The following is a 14,365-nucleotide window of genomic DNA, read 5'->3' as shown; positions in this document are numbered from 1 at the left end:
GGGCAAGCCACGCGTCCACAGCGTTTACAGTCGTCAGTTCGTGTACTCGGGGCCTACCCCAACCCCCCACAGCACCACGGTGAACGCCATGATTGCCACGAGCACCACCAGGCCCACCGCCAGAACCGAGCTTGAGAACATAAAGCCTTCGTCCGGATGGATGTTCATGAACACCGGCAGCCCAACGTACAGCAGGTACACGGTGTGGCAAACCGCCGCCATACCGACCATCATGCCCAGCCACATGTGAGGGTACAGCGCAGCCAGGCCGCCAAGGAACAATGGCGTCGCCGTGTAGGTGGCGAATGCCACACAGCGTGCCAGGCTGGGACTGGCATCGTAAGTGCGCGCCATCCAGTGGATGAACGCGCCCATTACGGCGACCCCGGCAAGCATCGCCAGGTAGGACATGATCGTCATCCAGACGGCGCTCTCGCTGGTCAGCATCACCGGCGCCCGACCGCCGATGACCCAGCCGACCTGCGTGGTGCCGATGTAAGCCGACACCGCCGGAATCGCGGCCATTATCAGCGTGTGGGTGAGGTACATGTGGCCGATGGTCTCATCTTCGCCACGTATCTGTTGCCATTCCTGATCGGGGTGGGTGAACAGCCCCAAAACGTGATGGATCATGCCTTGGACTCCTCCGCTGAAACCGTCGCGCCTGGCTGCCCGATGCGGTCAGGGCAAGGCCACGTGCTGCAAAGGGAGAGCGGCTGCGACCTCATTGCAAGTATAGGAAGCTGCATCTCGCGAAAAACGGGCGCTTTAGAGTAAATCGTGCCTTCAGCGTCGAGGGTAATAGCCAGAGATGATCATGAGGCAGTACGTAGCCACGCCCTGATGTATCCACGACCCACCGCGCGCCGGATCCCAGGTCTACAGGCACCGCTTGGCGAGACGATCAGCAGGCATTACCACCTGGAACGTTTATGCGTAAAATACCGCCCCTTTCCAGAGTCACAGCGAGCGAAACCAGCGCCATGGGCACCCTTTCAGTCAACCAGAACAAACTGCAGAAGCGTCTGCGTCGGCTTGCGGGCGAAGCGGTGGCCGATTTCAACATGATTGAAGAGGGCGACAAGGTGATGGTCTGCCTGTCCGGCGGCAAGGACAGCTACACGATGCTGGATGTGCTGATGCACTTGCAGAAGGTCGCGCCGATCAAGTTCGACATCGTCGCGGTGAACATGGATCAGAAACAGCCGGGTTTCCCGGAGCATGTGCTGCCTGCCTACCTTGAAGCGCTGGGGGTGGAATACCACATCGTCGAAAAAGACACTTACTCGGTGGTGAAGGAGCTGGTACCTGAAGGGAAGACCACCTGCTCACTGTGTTCGCGCCTGCGTCGTGGCACGCTGTACACCTTCGCGGACGAGATCGGGGCGACCAAAATGGCCCTGGGGCACCACCGTGATGACATCGTCGAGACCTTCTTCCTCAACATGTTCTTCAACGGCACGCTCAAGGCCATGCCACCCAAGCTGCGCGCCGACGATGGCCGCAACGTGGTGATCCGCCCGCTGGCGTATTGCGCCGAGAAGGACATCCAGGCGTACTCGGACATGAAGCAGTTCCCGATCATCCCGTGCAACCTCTGCGGGTCGCAGGAAAACCTGCAGCGTCAGGTGGTCAAGGAGATGCTCCAGGACTGGGATCGCAAGACCCCGGGCCGTTCGGAAATGATTTTCCGTAGCTTGCAGAACGTGGTGCCTTCGCAGTTGGCGGACCGTAATCTGTTCGACTTCGCCAGCCTGAAGATCGACGAGACGGCCGCTTCGCGGTTTGTCAATGTCGTGAATCTTTGAGGTTTGACGAGCGTTTCCTAGCTGCTAGCGTTCATGGCGTTGTGATTTGAGAGCGGGGCAGATCCGTTTGCGCGTAGGCCGGGAACTGGGGTTTCGCCCCTTGACGGGCGACTCCATTCTGGAGTGGCAGACGGAGGAAAACCGATTGCTATAGACCCGAGAATGCTCAACAGGGCAATAGTGTTAGCCATCAATCAACCTCAGCTCATCAACCGCGTTGCTCGACCGACGGCCGAGCTGCTCCGCGAACATGCCCGCTTTTGTTGAAAGCGGCCCTCCATTTAATAACCCGAAAATGCAGCGTGGCGGTTAGTCGGCGGTAAGTGAGGCCATATCAATGACAAACCGGTAACGCACGTCTCCCTGTTCCATTCGTTCGAAAGCGCGGTTGATATCCTGGATCTTGATCTGCTCGCAGTCTGGCACCACGCCCTGCTTGGCGCAAAAATTGAGCATCTCTTGTGTTTGCGCGATACCTCCCGAGGGAGATCCAGTGATGCGGCGACGTCCTGAGATTAGAGGAAGGGTGGTAAAACCTTCCATCTCTCCCAAATTGCCGACAATCACGAGCACTCCGGATACATCCAGCAGCCCAAGGTAAGGCGAGACGTCGTGTTTGACGGGGATGGTGTCGATGATGACGTCGAATGATGAGGCGGCCTTGGACATTGCGTCCTCAGAGGTGGAGAGCAGCACGTTGTCGGCGCCTAGCGAAAATGCTTCCTCGGCCTTTGCGGAGGTGCGGGTTATAACCGTAACTTGGGCACCGAGTGCCGCGGCGAAGCGCACGGCCAGATGGCCCAAACCGCCAATGCCAATGACGCCGACTCGGCTTCCTGGGCCTACGTTCCAAGTCCGCAGAGGGGAGTACACAGTAATGCCGGCGCATAGCAATGGGCCTGCTAACGCTGGGTCGAGGCCATCAGGCAATGCCAGCACAAATGTTTCCTTCACCACGATGTGCTTGGAGTATCCCCCATACGTTACTTCACCGGAAATTCGGTCACGTCCGTTATAAGTGACAATGGGGTATTCACGGCACATTTGCTCTTCGCCAAGATGGCATTGATCGCAGTGCGAGCAGCTGTCGACAATCGTCCCTACTGCGACTTGGTCGCCAACTGCATAGCGGCTGACTTTGCTTCCTACCTCGATCACCTTGCCGATGATTTCGTGACCGGGAATGCAGGGATAAACAGTCGGGTTAAATGCATTCCAGTCGTCGCGCGTTTGGTGGAGGTCTGAGTGGCAGACCCCGCAGTAAAGTATTTCGATCGCCACATCGTCTGGACGCAATTCGCGACGGTCAAAAGACAATTTAGCCATTGGACTTTTTGGATCGTGGGACGCATATCCGACAGTCTTCATCAGCGAGATCTCCTCAATCAATGGAGCCTCAACCTTATGCTGGGATCTCATCATGCGGTCAGCCCAATGCTTCCGCGTGGTTGCCTAATCCTCTGATCGCATTGAAGCTGATTTTTGGCGTAGCACGTGCTCCATGGCGCTTAGGCGACAGCGCCATGATGAAGGGAGGCTTGTGATTATTGGTTGTACGACCCGTACCTTCCAATATGCAACGTGCCAAGTGGCGCACACCCTCTGCGCTAGGCAGCTATGGGCCAATTCACCAGCTATCGCCATTTGGTAGGTACACAGGAGCGAGCTCGATACAGCGTCGGCAGTAGTGCTCGAAACACGGACTCGTCGTGAATTGATCATGAATGGGGCTTGCTCGAGACTTTGGGGGCTAGGGTTGTCTCAGGCTATTGCCATCAAGACAATCAGGCAATCTGAGGGTAGAAATAGGCTAACCCACTCGCTGACGGTGACCATACAGTCGTGACATCTATGCATGAAAAATTGAGGACGTTCGATGAGTCAAGACCGTCAAGTGACCCTAAGGGTGAAGATTTATCGGATGTAAATTCAGGGCAGTAGGTCGGTTGCGGGCCTCCGAAAGGCCGCGGCTGACCTAGCTTCAATGACAGGGCACAGCATGATTTTTGAACTGAACGCAGACGATGAAGCTCGGCGCGCTGAAACAGCGACGATTCGAGAGCATCTGGCAAAACGGATTGAGGAATATCTTGGTGACGACACTGAGCGGATGACGTCGCTACCAGGGTTGAGTTTCGCCAAGGTCAAGAAGCCCACGCCGCCTGGTTCGTACTTGTACGAGCCCTGCATCTCTATGATTATTCGAGGCCGTAAGCGAGTGAGGCTCGGCACAACTACCTACATCTACAACGAGTCAAGATTCCTGCTGACTGCTGTCAACCTTCCCACCGTGACTGAGGTGCTAGACGCTAGCCCAGATGCGCCATATGTGTCACTGCTGATGAGACTTGACCTTCAGACTGCCAGGCAAGTGATGGCCGACGTTGATTCAAACGGGATAGCGAGCGGGCCGGTAACCGGTGTCGCAATGGCAACCGGACCTGCAACGCTTGAGCTCTTTGACGCCGTGGACAGACTGATCAGCCTGACAGACAAGCCGCAAGATTTGGCCCATGTGGGGCCGTTGATCCAGCGTGAAATCATCTACCGCATCCTAGTAAGCTCAGCTGGACTTCGTTTCAGGGAAACAATCATTGCGGGAACACAAAGCCAGCGAACGGCAAAAGCGATCGTATGGCTACGGGACAATTACATGCATCCGTTTCGAATCGAAGACCTTGCTGCGATCGCGAACATGGGAGTCTCGACGCTTCATCATCATTTCCGTGCTATGACATCAATGAGCCCTCTTCAATATCAGAAGCATCTGCGCCTGCACGAAGCACGTAGGATCTTGCTGACCGAGGCTGTCGATGCTGCGACAGCTGCTATACGCGTAGGATATGAGAGCGCTACCCAGTTCAACCGCGAGTACAAGAGAAGCTTCGGTGCGCCCCCGATGCGCGACATCAGTCAGTGTCTTGCCATAGGTGAAAAAACTAACTGAGGCCGATGGGACACCAGGAATTCCGATGCAGCCAGTCATGTCAGGGCATTTCAGATGCTGTATGTCCTTGGTGCCAGAGATTTAGGCAATGACCAAGCAGGATAGGGCTAACGCTCTTACTCACTGTGATTCATAACTAAGCTCTACTCATTCAGAGAGGGCAACATCGTGGCAAACCGACTAGATGGCAAAGTGGCAATTATTACTGGTGCTGCGCGTGGCATTGGTGAAGGAATCGCCGAAAAGTTTGCAGGTGAAGGTGCAAGTGTCGTCATCGCAGATCTTCTTGAGCGCGAAGGTAAAGAGGTAGCAGAGCGGCTCCGGAAGCAAGGTGGCAAAGCAGTCTTTTTCAATTTGGACGTGAGCAGTGAGCAGGCATGGGCCGATGTAGTTGCCAACACGGTTGCAGAGTTTGGCGCACTGACGACCCTTGTCAATAATGCTGCGATTTTCAACGACGCTGGCTTGCTGAAAACGACTCTTGAGGATTGGAATAAGTTGATCGCTGTTAATCTTACCGGTCAGTTCCTCGGTATGAAGATTGCGATGCCCCAGCTATTGAAAACAGGAAATGGTGCGGTGGTGAACATCAGCTCGCTCTATGGCCTGATTGCTACGGAGGGTTACACAGCTTACCACGCATCGAAAGGAGGCTCGCGGATGCTGAGTAAAGCTACTGCCCTTGAATATGCAAAGCAGGGCGTAAGAATTAACACTATATTCCCGGGAGACACCGAAACCCCGGCAATGGATAACTTAACAGAAGAGCAGAACGCTGCAGTATTGGCAAAAGTGCCTATGGGCGTTGCTGGAAAACCAGCCGACATTGCGTACGGGGCCGTGTACCTCGCCTCAGACGAGGCCCGCTACTTGACTGGCTCAGAGCTTGTCATAGACGGCGGTTGGAGCCTTCCGTAATTCGAATAGATTTATGTGTTTCAGGGCGACACTGCTGGGAGCGCCCTTAAGTGTCTGATGACGGAGCTACAAAGATTCCATTTTTCAGCGGTTTTTACGAGATGTCCGAGTCGCCGGGCAGCATGTGATGATTTGGGATGGAGTTTATGATCTTTCTGGCAGATACTTTCTCAACCTCTCTGGCGACACTCAAATACTATGATAAGCAACACGCGCCCTGGTCTATAACCCTCACGCTAGTGTCCTTAACCAGCGATACGTTATGTGTCAGGGTCTGACGAAGCAATTTACTCCAGACAATTAGGCAATGATTGAACAGATTTGGGGTAATTAAGAAAGCACCCGGAATCGATAATTGGGAAGTACCGGGCAGTTGAGGGGAGGAATTTTGCCCAGCGTTATGGGGGATTTCAGGACAAACTATGTTGTCGGGATCTGCCCATCCCTCCGGCGCCGTTCCGTGGGCACGCCGCGGACGGCCATCCATGGCCGCGCGGCTTTCGCGGCTCCCGGCCGCTCAACCCACTCCACGCCACCTCCGCTCAGCCTGCACCCAAGTCGCGTTCGGCGGTGGCTGGCCTGTTTGTGTAGGAAGAGCAAGAGCAAAGAGCAAAGAGCAAAGAGCAAAGAGCAAAGTGTCGTTGGATTCAGGCATGGGTTGATCGGGTTTTTCCGATCACAACCCCACATCCGGCAGCACCGGCTTGCTCGCCAGCGCTGCCTTCATCAGCGCCTCCACATAAACCCGGTCACTGTCTGGCAGCGCCAGGCGCGGTGGACGGGTGAGGGCGCTGCCGCGCTGCATGATGGCCTCGCAGAGTTTGATGCACTGCACCAGATCCGGACGCGCATCCAGGTGCAACAGCGGCATGAACCACTCATAGAGCGCCATCGCCTCCGCAAACCGTCCTGCCTTGGCCAGCCGGAAAAGCGTTTCACCCTCTTTCGGGAAGGCGTTGGACATCCCCGAGACCCAGCCCACCGCCCCTACGGCCACGCTTTCGACCAATACGTCGTCCAGACCGGCGAACAACACGAAACGGTCGCCGACTTCATTGCGTACGTCGATGAAACGGTTGGTGTTGCCCGACGAATCCTTGAAGCAGACCACGTTGTCGCAGTCGGCCAAGGAGATCAGGATGTCTGGCGTGACGTCGTTCTTATAAATGGGCGGATTGTTGTAAACCATCATGGGCAGATCGCAGGCCGAGGCCACCGTCCGAAAATGCGCGGCGGTTTCGAAGGGTTTCGAGGAATACACCAGCGCAGGCATCAACATAATGCCGTCCGCCCCTGCTTTCTTGACCTCATTGGCCACGGCGCAGGCATGGGCGCTGGTGAATTCCGCGATGCCGGAAATCACCGGCACACGGCCTGCGGCTGCATCTTTGGCGGCTTCGACGAGGCTGATTTTCTCGGCCACGCTGAGCGAGGTGTTTTCGCCCACCGTGCCGCAGATAACCAACCCCGACACACCATCGCGTACCAGATTAGAGATGACCGTGTGCGTGGCTTCCACATCCACTGAAAAGTCTTCGCGAAACTGCGTGGTGACGGCCGGAAAAACGCCGCTCCAGGATACGGATTGATTCATGAGTGACTCCTGTTTGGATTAAATGTATTTCGTATACGTTCTGGTTTGGGCAAATGTCGCCCGGTGAAACGTGCTCCTTGTCGCAAGGCTGCTAGCCCTTGGTCCGCTGCGCAGCAGCGTGGACTCCGCCACCGCGATGCAGCAGGCGGGGCGCAGGTCGCGGGTCGCCGCTGCGCGCCCGATCGTGAGCCAGCCACCCTCCGACAGGCATGGCGTCGCCCTTCGGTTACAACTCCAACCCTACCGGCCAGGTATCCGTGAGCTTGTAGCCCTCAGGCCAAGGGTCGCTCGGATCGAGCATGTGCTGATGCGTACCGGTGATCCACGCACGCCCTGACAGGCTCGGCACGATGGCTGGCCGCCCCGCGACGTCCGTTATGCGCTCAATCTTGCAATGAAATTCCGAGCCGATGATCGAGCGGCCAATAAAGGGTTCGCCGACTTGCAGTTGGCCCTTGGCGTGAAGCACCGCCAGGCGCGCCGAACACCCGGTGCCACAGGGCGAGCGGTCGATCTTGCCGGGACGAATCACCACCGCATTGGCGGCATGAGCGATGCCACCGGCTCGGCTCACCGGCGCGGCGATCTGGCAGAAGGAAATGTGGTTCCAGTCCGGGTTGAGTGGATGGGTGAAGCCCAACTGTTCGTTGGCCGCCAGGGTTATCTTCAAGCCCGTTTCGACCAGATCCTTCGCTTCGTCGGCGGTCAGCGAGAAGCCCAGTGTCGTGGCGTCGACGATGGCAAAGCTGTCTCCGCCGTAGGCGGTGTCGACCTGAATCGACCCAAGGCCCGGCACTTCGATCCAGGCATCCAGGCGGTCGGCGAAGGAGGGGTGATTGTGCACTTCGACGCGCTCCACCTTGCCGTCGCGGCATTGGGCAATGGCCTCGATCAGGCCCCCCGGCGCTTCCAGGACCAGTCGGGTCTGCGGCTCGGTCATCGCCAGGATGCCGCTCTCGAGCAGCACGGTGGCGACGCACAGCGAGTTCGAGCCGGACATCGGCGGGACATCCGCCGGTTCCATGATGATCCAGCCCATCTGCGCCTGGGGATGTTTGGGCGGTACCAGCAGGTTGACGTGCCGGAACACCCCGCCGCGAGGCTCGTTGAGCATGAAATTGCGCAGGACATTGTCCTTCTCGATCCAGCGCGACTGCGCCCAAATCGTGTCGCCCGGCGGTGGTGCGACGCCACCGACGATCACGTCGCCGACCTCTCCCTCCGCGTGACAACTGACCACGTGAATCACTTTCGATGAGCGCATGCTTCAAAGCCCTCCTGTCAAAGATGTCGTTGGGGGAATACACAAACACTGAACATTCAAACGACACACCCCCGCATGAAACTGCCTGGCTTGCACGGCGCCCGGCTCCTTCAATTGATCGACTTCAGAAAATCCGCCGTCTCCGGCCGCTGCGGATGGCCGATCACCTGATCCGGTGTACCGATTTCATGCACCAGTCCGTTGCGGAAAAAGGCCACACGGTCGGACACGTCCCGGGCAAAGCGGATTTCGTGGGTCACCAGGATCATGGTCATGCCGTCTTCGGCGAGCATGCGCATGGTGTCCAGCACCTCGCCCACCAATTGCGGATCCAGGGCCGATGTCGCTTCGTCGAAGAGCATGTAATCGGGCGACATGGCCAGCGCCCGGGCAATGGCCATGCGCTGTTGCTGGCCGCCTGAAAGCTTGCCGGGAAACACTTTGAGCTTATCGCCCAGCCCTACATGGCGAAGCTGGCTGACCGCCAGCGCCTCGGCTTCCTCTTTGCTCCTGCCCAGCACGGTGCGCGGCGCCAGCATCACGTTCTCCAGCACCGTCAGGTGGGGAAACGCGTTCCATTGCTGAAACACGATGCCGATCTTCTGGCGCAGCTTGTTCAGATCGGTCCCCTTGGCGTGCACTTCGGTGCCGTCGACGCGGATGCTGCCGCTCTTGATCGACTCCAGACCGTTGATGCACATCAGCAAGGTCGATTTGCCCGAACCCGAGCCGCCGATGATCGACACCACTTCGCCTTTTTCCACTTGCAGGCTCACGCCTTTGATGACTTCCAGGGTGCCGAAGGATTTGTGAACGTTGTCGATCTCAATCATGTTCTTGCCACCTTGCTTCCAGCCGGGCGCCGAGCCGGGCAATCACCAGGCTCATGACGTAATAAATGAGACCCGCGATGCACAGCACCAGCAGGGGTTCTTGAATACGCGTGACGATGGTCTGCGACGCGCGCAGCAGTTCGACGATGCCGATCCACATCACCAGGGCGGTGTCTTTCATTACTGAGAGCAGCAGGTTGACCCAGCCGGGAAAGGCGACCCGGGTCGCCATGGGCATGACGATCCGGCGCAGGTCCTGCCAGTAACTCAAGCCGAGCGAGCGGCTGGCGCGGCGCAGGCTGAGCGGTACCGACAACACACCGCTGCGGACGATCTCGGTGCAGTACGCTGTGACGTAAAGGCCCAATACGATGCAGGCCACCGTGAAGGCACTCCAGTTGAGCCCGGCGATGCTTTTCAGCGCGTTGAATAGAACGAACTGGATCAGCAGGGGCACGCTGCGAAACACATCGAGCACCCAGGCCAACGCAATGGTGCTGCGTGGCAACAGCGCACGGGCCATGCCGCACACCACGCCGGCGAGGGTGCCGATGATCATCGACACGATCGTCAGCGCCAGGGTGACCCATGCCCCCTGAAGCATGAACTGCAAGTCGTTCCAGCTGAATGTGCTGTTGAACATGGCCACTCCTCAGTACCGGAACAGACGCCACGACAGCAGCCGCGCAACGGCCACGATCAGTTTGGCGATCAGGTAATAAAGCACGGCGGCAATGGCGAAGAACTCGAAGGTGCGGAACGTCTTGACGTTGTAGTCCTGGGTGACGCCCGTGAGGTCATTGTTCAAGCCGACGATGACCCCCATGGACGTCATCAGCACCGCCCAGACCATCTGGTTGGTCAACGGGTAGAACACCACGCGCAGCAGTTGTGGAATCACGACCAGCCGATACGCCTGCCAGGCGTTCATCCCCAGCGAGCGGGCGGCACGCAGTTGGGTGTCAGGCACGGCCTTGAGACCGCCTCGGAAGTTTTCCGCCAGGTAGCCCGCGTTATTCAGGGTGATCCCGGCGAGCAGAGCGACCCACGAGCTGACGTGCACGCCGAACGAGCCCAGGCCGAAGTAGAGGATGTACACCTGAAACAGCGACGGGGTATTGCGCGCAATGGAGATCCAGGCCGCCGCGAACCCGCGCAGCACAGGGTTGCTGCCTTGGCGCATGAAGACCAGAAACAGCGCGATGGTCACCCCGAGGATCATCGACAGCGCAGCCGTCTGGAAGGTCACCAGCGCGCCGTTGAGCATGTCAGGCAGCGCTTTGAATGCGGCACGCCAGTGAAAGGTGTAGTCAAACATGCGGCGTCGCCTCCGCGCGTTCGGCGCCCCGCAGCCATGGCGGCAGCTTCGCGCTGGCAAAGCCGGTGCAGGCGCTGTCGACGCATTCGGCCAGGCTGGCGAAATGCACGCGACGCCCCACGAGCCCCGGAGCGTAATGGGCGTATTTCCCCGAGTTGGTCATCAGGTTGCGTGCGGTCGGCGGAATGACCGGCTCGCCCAGCATGCACCAGCAGGTATCGGTCACGAACTGCACGCCGAAATCTTCCAGCGTCTCGACGTGCCCGGCCAACAGCGCCGCCTCCAACGTGGCGCGACCACAGGTGATGACCACCGTCACGTCATCGTGCTTGCGCCGTCCCTGGCAAAGATCGGCCAGGGTCGCGCATTCGCTCAGGGAAAAATGCGGATTGCCCAGCGTGACGGCATCGACTTCAGGGCTCTGCGCGCTGTTCAGCTCCCTCCAACTGTGCAGCAACGCCAGCGCGCTGATCACCAGCCTTTTTTCGGGAGAATGCCCCCCGAGGGCCAGTTCAGCGGTGGTTGCTTCCGGGGTGACACCGGCGATATGAAACATCGGGGCGGCGGACGTGGTCGCGAAGGCCGCACCGAAGGCCTTCAGGTCATCGAGCGTCGGCGCTTGGTTTTCCAGGCCGCAGACCACGGGGATGGCTGCGCCGCTGAGCAGCCCGACGTGGTAGCCGAGCAGCGGATAAAAACTATCGTCCAGCACACCGACCTCGGGCACATCGATGCGCAGGGTGGCCAGGCGTTGCTCGGTCAGGTGACAACCGACCTTTGGCGCCCGTCCCGTCAGGGCAATGCAGATGTCCAGGTAATCGGGGTATTTCAAGGTGCGCGCGCCGATCACGCTGTTGGCGTAGACCACCGCGTTGGACTCGGCCCAGACAATCTGCTCGCCCAGCTCTGGCGCGCTGTCCAGCAAATACGGCGCGCAGGTGAAACTGACCCGCGCGCCCATGTCCAGATAGGCATCGCCCAACTGACTGGCTGGCTCGCCCAAGGCCGGATCGACGCCGAGTGCCCGCCAGCGTCGCTTGTCCACGGAGATCGAATTGAGGGTGGTCGGGACCCGCACCCTGGCGTTCCAATCCACCAGTTGCCGGGCGAAGCGCAAGCTAGCCGGGCCGGTGTAGATGCAGCCGTCGATATGCGCCTGCGTGATGTCGAGCAACTGCGTGGCGCCTTGCAGTTCGGCCATGCGCAGGATGATGCCCATTGCCACTTGCGCAGCCTTGCCATACGCGCCATCCAGAAACGCCCGATCCATTTCGGTGAGGGTGATGGCAGGAGATGACGCGGTGTTCTGGACCCGTCGGGTTGGCGGCAGCGCCGGAGGCGGCGCATCGAACGCGGTCACCCGACTGTGCTCGATCCGCACGAAGCTGGCCTCGCGCAGCGCCGTGAAGCCTGCCTCGCCGAGGCTGACCACCGGGATCGATTGACCAAACATCTGCTCGGCCACCATGACGCCTAGCGTGAGTATGTCCTCGACGCGCTCGAACACCAGAGCGGCCGGGGCGTGCCCGTTGAGGATCAATTCCAGCAGCACGCTGCTGCCCGTGCACGACCCGCGCCCGCTGGGAATCGCCAGCACCTTGCCCGTGATGAACTGGCCGCTGAGGGGGTGGTGGCGGTCGATCACCTCACCGGTGAAGGGCTCGACGCCGCCCCAGAAGCTCAAGGCGACATCGGCATACAACAGCTCGCCCTGGGCGCTGCCTGAGACCAGACAACGCCCGTTCAAAGACACTTCAGACATCGTGGATTCCTGAATGAGAGCTTCATGCGTCACGCCGACAGGCGACATCGGCCCGGCTGATCGACGCCAGGGTTTAACGGGACTCAGTAATACACACCTGGCACCGTCAGGTTTGCGGGCTTGATGTCATCGCCCACCCACTTCTTCCACAATTCTTCGTAGCGGCCGGTGCGCACTTGCTGGTTGACGAACAGGTTCAGGTAATGGATCAAGCCGTACTCGTTGCGCTTGGCGGCCAGGGACACGTAATCGATGACGTAAGGCGCGTTACCGGCGACTTTCAGCCCCTTGTACTTGCCGGATTTGAGTGTCGCGGCCGCAACGGTGTTGGTCACGACCGTCGCATCGATATGGCCTTGCGCAACCGCCAGTATGGTGTCGTTCTGGGTCTGATAAGCGCGGAAGCTGCCGGTGCCCCAGGCCTTCTGGTCCTTCTCCAGGGCGATCGCCTCGTAAGTGCCACTGGTGTTGCCGACGTTTTTGCCTTTAAGGTCCTCGTATTTACCGATGCCGGTGTTGTCGCGGGTCAGCACGACCATCTGAAAGGCGAAGTAAGGGATCGTCATGGCTACCGTTTTGGCCCGCTCCAGGGTGTCGGAGGTGGAGGCGACGATGACATCGGCACGCCCGGAGACCAGGGCCGGAATCCGGTCAGGGAACGGTGTCTCCACCACTTCGGCGGTGACGCCCAGCACTTTCGCCAGGTCGTTGCAGTAATCGACGTCGAATCCGACCGGGTTGTTCTTGTCATCCCGCGAGCCCATCGGCGGAAAATCCAGTGTCACGGCGCAGCGGAGTTTGCCGGAGTCGATGATGTCATCGAGCTTGTCGGCCAAGGCTGCATTGATGAAGGACGAACTCATGACGGCGAGGAGGGCTACTGCAACAGCATGCTTTTTCATAGATGCCTCGGTGGATGCACGTAAGGAAACAGCCGGATAAGTGATTTCGTATACGATATTTTCTATGCATGGGGCGTGCCTCTTTGGCCCTCGTCGCAATTCAGTCGGAGGATCAGTGGGTTACGGGACGCGGGCGTCCGGCGGATCGGGTGGCGGTGTTACATAAGGGAGCAAAAAAGCAGGGCGATGCTCTATCGAGGCACGGCCCGGACGGTTCTGCTGATGAGGGCCGACGCCAGGGCGGGGGGGAGCAGCAGGCCTAGCCGTTACTGTTGGGACTCGCGGTATTGGCTCGGTGAAACGCCGGTCAGAGCCCGGAACTGGCGACTGAAGGCGCTGTGGTCCGTATAGCCGCAACGTAACGCCACCTCAGTGATCGAGAGGTGTTCACGCAGCAGCCGAGAGGCTTCACCCAAGCGCGCTTTGTGGATCATCTGCCGAGGGGTGAGCTGAAAAATTTTCTTGCAGTAGCGCTCCAGTTGCGCGACGGAAAGCCCGGCGATTGCCGTCAGTTCTTCCAGGGTGATCGGGCGGGCGAAATGCTCGCGAATGTAGCCATCGACTTCGGCCAGTTTCTGGTAGGCGGGGTGTGAGTGCAGGGTCTGCAAGTCGCGCGATATGCCCGCCAGGCCGATGATAGTGCCCCGGCTGTCGCGCAGGGCAATCTTGTGCGTCAAGCACCAGACAGGCCGGTTGCCGTAATAAAGGTGCAGTTCCAGTTGGTCGCTCAGTTGCCTGCCGTCAGCCAGGACGCGTCGGTCCTGGGCGGTGTACAGCGGCCCGAATCTGGCCGGGAATACGTCCTCTGCGGTGCGCCCGACCAGTTGGCGCTTCTCCTTGCAGCCGCAGCGTTGCACCAGCGTCTGATTGACCAGCGCGTACCGCGCCTGCGTGTCTTTGACGAAGAACACCACGCCGGGGATCGCGTCGAACAGCGGTGCAACCCGTTCCAGGCTGCTCAGCAACTGGTCGAGGCTGTCGAGGGGGGAAGTGGGAATCAAGTCGAGCATTTAGGCGCC

The 14,365-nt window shown here is 59.1% G+C and carries 13 protein-coding genes; 3 read left to right on the top strand and 10 right to left on the bottom strand.

Going from position 1 to position 14,365, the window contains the following annotated elements; genetic code table 11:
* Window positions 1–33: 33 nt before the first annotated feature.
* A complete protein-coding gene (locus tag DBP26_RS07895; protein ID WP_108240059.1) occupies window positions 34–633 on the bottom strand; it encodes a Yip1 family protein in 600 nt (199 codons plus the stop codon).
* A 350-nt stretch (window positions 634–983) separates the two neighbouring features.
* Here DBP26_RS07895 and ttcA point away from each other — a divergent pair, with 350 nt between their 5' ends.
* Window positions 984–1,808, top strand: coding sequence for a tRNA 2-thiocytidine(32) synthetase TtcA (gene ttcA, locus DBP26_RS07890; protein ID WP_108240058.1), 825 nt, complete (start codon window positions 984–986; stop codon window positions 1,806–1,808).
* A gap of 309 nt (window positions 1,809–2,117) precedes the next feature.
* On the opposite strand, the gene DBP26_RS07885 is transcribed toward ttcA, so the two are convergent.
* Entirely contained in the window at window positions 2,118–3,176 is a 1,059-nt protein-coding gene (locus DBP26_RS07885) for an NAD(P)-dependent alcohol dehydrogenase (protein WP_108240105.1), read from the bottom strand.
* A gap of 631 nt (window positions 3,177–3,807) precedes the next feature.
* Between DBP26_RS07885 and DBP26_RS07880 the strand changes: the two genes are divergently transcribed.
* Together DBP26_RS07880 and DBP26_RS07875 are read left to right on the top strand one after the other, a co-directional pair.
* Window positions 3,808–4,755, top strand: a complete 948-nt coding sequence (locus DBP26_RS07880; protein WP_218565132.1) for an AraC family transcriptional regulator — start codon at window positions 3,808–3,810, stop codon at window positions 4,753–4,755.
* Window positions 4,756–4,923: 168 nt separating this feature from the next.
* Complete coding sequence (locus DBP26_RS07875) at window positions 4,924–5,673, top strand: glucose 1-dehydrogenase (RefSeq protein WP_108240056.1); 750 nt, start codon at window positions 4,924–4,926, stop codon at window positions 5,671–5,673.
* Window positions 5,674–6,349: 676 nt separating this feature from the next.
* On the opposite strand, the gene DBP26_RS07865 is transcribed toward DBP26_RS07875, so the two are convergent.
* From DBP26_RS07865 to DBP26_RS07830, 8 genes are all read right to left on the bottom strand, one after another.
* The gene (locus tag DBP26_RS07865) at window positions 6,350–7,267 is read right to left on the bottom strand and encodes a dihydrodipicolinate synthase family protein (RefSeq protein ID WP_108240055.1); all 918 of its coding nucleotides are present in this window, start codon (window positions 7,265–7,267) and stop codon (window positions 6,350–6,352) included.
* A 226-nt stretch (window positions 7,268–7,493) separates the two neighbouring features.
* Entirely contained in the window at window positions 7,494–8,531 is a 1,038-nt protein-coding gene (locus DBP26_RS07860) for a proline racemase family protein (protein WP_108240054.1), read from the bottom strand.
* A gap of 110 nt (window positions 8,532–8,641) precedes the next feature.
* A complete protein-coding gene (locus DBP26_RS07855; RefSeq protein ID WP_108240053.1) occupies window positions 8,642–9,364 on the bottom strand; it encodes an amino acid ABC transporter ATP-binding protein in 723 nt (240 codons plus the stop codon).
* The gene (locus tag DBP26_RS07850) at window positions 9,357–10,007 is read right to left on the bottom strand and encodes an amino acid ABC transporter permease (protein ID WP_108240052.1); all 651 of its coding nucleotides are present in this window, start codon (window positions 10,005–10,007) and stop codon (window positions 9,357–9,359) included. The genes DBP26_RS07855 and DBP26_RS07850 overlap by 8 nt, the downstream gene beginning before the upstream one ends.
* A gap of 9 nt (window positions 10,008–10,016) precedes the next feature.
* Window positions 10,017–10,682: an amino acid ABC transporter permease gene (locus DBP26_RS07845; protein WP_108240051.1), complete on the bottom strand. Its 666-nt coding sequence runs from the start codon at window positions 10,680–10,682 to the stop codon at window positions 10,017–10,019.
* A complete protein-coding gene (locus DBP26_RS07840; protein WP_108240050.1) occupies window positions 10,675–12,444 on the bottom strand; it encodes an aconitase X in 1,770 nt (589 codons plus the stop codon). Before DBP26_RS07840 ends, DBP26_RS07845 begins: the two co-directional genes overlap by 8 nt.
* A gap of 83 nt (window positions 12,445–12,527) precedes the next feature.
* On the bottom strand, window positions 12,528–13,307 hold the full coding sequence (locus DBP26_RS07835) for a transporter substrate-binding domain-containing protein (RefSeq protein ID WP_256602005.1): 780 nt from the start codon (window positions 13,305–13,307) through the stop codon (window positions 12,528–12,530).
* Between the two features lie 305 nt (window positions 13,308–13,612).
* Window positions 13,613–14,356, bottom strand: a complete 744-nt coding sequence (locus tag DBP26_RS07830) for an AraC family transcriptional regulator (RefSeq protein ID WP_108240048.1) — start codon at window positions 14,354–14,356, stop codon at window positions 13,613–13,615.
* Between the last annotated feature and the right edge of the window lie 9 nt (window positions 14,357–14,365).

The organism is Pseudomonas sp. RIT409 (assembly GCF_003052515.2).
Classification (GTDB): Bacteria; Pseudomonadota; Gammaproteobacteria; order Pseudomonadales; family Pseudomonadaceae; genus Aquipseudomonas.
This window is presented reverse-complemented; position numbering and strand designations above follow the sequence as displayed.

What these genes read in the sequence shown, in the direction of transcription:
- DBP26_RS07895 (WP_108240059.1), bottom strand. Translation starts at nt 633, where the DNA reads ATGATCCATCACGTTTTGGGGCTGTTCACCCACCCCGATCAGGAATGG.
- ttcA (WP_108240058.1), top strand. Translation starts at nt 984, where the DNA reads ATGGGCACCCTTTCAGTCAACCAGAACAAACTGCAGAAGCGTCTGCGT.
- DBP26_RS07885 (WP_108240105.1), bottom strand. Translation starts at nt 3,176, where the DNA reads ATGAAGACTGTCGGATATGCGTCCCACGATCCAAAAAGTCCAATGGCT.
- DBP26_RS07880 (WP_218565132.1), top strand. Translation starts at nt 3,808, where the DNA reads ATGATTTTTGAACTGAACGCAGACGATGAAGCTCGGCGCGCTGAAACA.
- DBP26_RS07865 (WP_108240055.1), bottom strand. Translation starts at nt 7,267, where the DNA reads ATGAATCAATCCGTATCCTGGAGCGGCGTTTTTCCGGCCGTCACCACG.
- DBP26_RS07860 (WP_108240054.1), bottom strand. Translation starts at nt 8,531, where the DNA reads ATGCGCTCATCGAAAGTGATTCACGTGGTCAGTTGTCACGCGGAGGGA.
- DBP26_RS07855 (WP_108240053.1), bottom strand. Translation starts at nt 9,364, where the DNA reads ATGATTGAGATCGACAACGTTCACAAATCCTTCGGCACCCTGGAAGTC.
- DBP26_RS07850 (WP_108240052.1), bottom strand. Translation starts at nt 10,007, where the DNA reads ATGTTCAACAGCACATTCAGCTGGAACGACTTGCAGTTCATGCTTCAG.
- DBP26_RS07845 (WP_108240051.1), bottom strand. Translation starts at nt 10,682, where the DNA reads ATGTTTGACTACACCTTTCACTGGCGTGCCGCATTCAAAGCGCTGCCT.
- DBP26_RS07840 (WP_108240050.1), bottom strand. Translation starts at nt 12,444, where the DNA reads ATGTCTGAAGTGTCTTTGAACGGGCGTTGTCTGGTCTCAGGCAGCGCC.
- DBP26_RS07835 (WP_256602005.1), bottom strand. Translation starts at nt 13,307, where the DNA reads ATGAGTTCGTCCTTCATCAATGCAGCCTTGGCCGACAAGCTCGATGAC.
- DBP26_RS07830 (WP_108240048.1), bottom strand. Translation starts at nt 14,356, where the DNA reads ATGCTCGACTTGATTCCCACTTCCCCCCTCGACAGCCTCGACCAGTTG.